General features: G+C 35.2%; 2 protein-coding genes. One reads left to right on the forward strand and one right to left on the reverse strand.

Features of this window, described 5'->3' with window-relative positions; all coding sequences use genetic code 11:
- Positions 1-63: 63 nt before the first annotated feature.
- A complete protein-coding gene (locus LY11_RS26405) occupies positions 64-636 on the reverse strand; it encodes a glycosyltransferase domain-containing protein (RefSeq protein ID WP_111636565.1) in 573 nt (190 codons plus the stop codon).
- Positions 637-865: 229 nt separating this feature from the next.
- Here LY11_RS26405 and LY11_RS26410 point away from each other — a divergent pair, with 229 nt between their 5' ends.
- Positions 866-1,366, forward strand: a complete 501-nt coding sequence (locus tag LY11_RS26410; RefSeq protein ID WP_111636566.1) for a hypothetical protein — start codon at positions 866-868, stop codon at positions 1,364-1,366.
- Positions 1,367-1,435 lie beyond the last annotated feature (69 nt).

Genomic DNA, 1,435 nt, shown 5'->3' on the forward strand with positions numbered 1-1,435 from the left:
GGTTTTTTACTTTTTCCTGTGTCCATAAGTTGGTGCTAAATTACTTATTCTTACTCTTTGTTGTCAAGAGTTGACACAGTTCACTTTACAGTCTCGCAGAAGCCAGTCGGTCATCAGATTATAGTTCTTGTTTTGAACTAATCGGCTGGAATACATGAAACATCCGCCGGCAAACAGGGTGTTGTCAATAAAGGTTTCATCTGATAAATAAAGTTCAACCTGCTCTTCTATTAATTCACCGGCATAGCGATCAACCATATATTTAACTCCCTGACTCATCTTCAATTTGATGTAATCAAGTTCGCCCTTGATAGAGTTTCTTTTAGTATGATTAAATAGGAACAGGTCATAGTCTTCATTTATAAATTCCATGATATTTTCAACGAAACCATTTGCTATAGTAAAACTGGAATCCACCCATATATAATAATCAAATCCTGGGGCTTGCAGCCACGCCATCATCTTTGGAATTTTCCCTTTTAATCTGGGGTGCATACTATTTACTCTGGAATGGGTATTACTATCATTATAGCCTGCTATATAGAAGGAGTAATCATCATTTGAGAGGGGACTTTTAATGATCAGTTCTTTAATGTTTTCGCCAAAGGCTGCGGTAATTAATAGTACTTGTTTCATATCCTAAATATTATTATTCAAGATAATTAATGCCTGGCAATACTTTATACTTTGAGAAATTTGGGGACAGTTGTCCTTAAGGGGGTAGCATGCTATGGTATAAGAAACTCGTTTAAACGCAATCCAATTGCCTATTATGGTATCAATTTTGACGAATGATAGTTTATTGAAATTTTAAAAACAGCAATTAAACTGTAATTAACTAAAGACAAACAACTTATCATTTAACATGAATCAAACTCAAGAACTGGGTGCTTTAAATAGTAAACATAATCCTGGAAAGGGCTTCACTTACTTCGCATTTTTTATACTTATTTTATTCTCAGCGATTTCTTCTTTCATTTATTTTGGAGCAATCCTCGCAGTCAAGGAAGGAAAGATGAATTTCTCAGGGGATATTAGCATACTTTATTGGGTAATCGCATTTATCATGGGTCTTGGTATAGCCATATTATTACTGGCTATAAAACAGAGTAAAGGAAAGACTTTTTATTTATATGAGCGCGGAATCGTAACCGAAGGAAACGGACAAAGTGAAACACAACTTTTTGAAGATTTAGATGACCTCTATTTATTCAGCTCCGGACGTACTTTCTTAACAAACAACATTGCTTTCCGAACTAGAAAAGATGGAGATTGGGAAACTATAACCGCCCGCTACCCTAAGGTATTTAAGGCTATTGACTTTATAACCTCCCAACATGAGGTTGGAGTTGCTATATTTGAGTAGACACAGAGTTAAGAGGATTTACATATCTTAACAGAATATTATGTCACGAGAGAGAAAAGCATACCCGAA

Source organism: Pedobacter cryoconitis, from assembly GCF_003259615.1.
In the GTDB taxonomy this organism is placed as follows: domain Bacteria; phylum Bacteroidota; class Bacteroidia; order Sphingobacteriales; family Sphingobacteriaceae; genus Pedobacter; species Pedobacter cryoconitis.

Bases quoted from the DNA above. Each gene is read 5' to 3' on its own strand.
- LY11_RS26405 (WP_111636565.1), bottom strand. From the start codon at position 636: ATGAAACAAGTACTATTAATTACCGCAGCCTTTGGCGAAAACATTAAA.
- LY11_RS26410 (WP_111636566.1), top strand. From the start codon at position 866: ATGAATCAAACTCAAGAACTGGGTGCTTTAAATAGTAAACATAATCCT.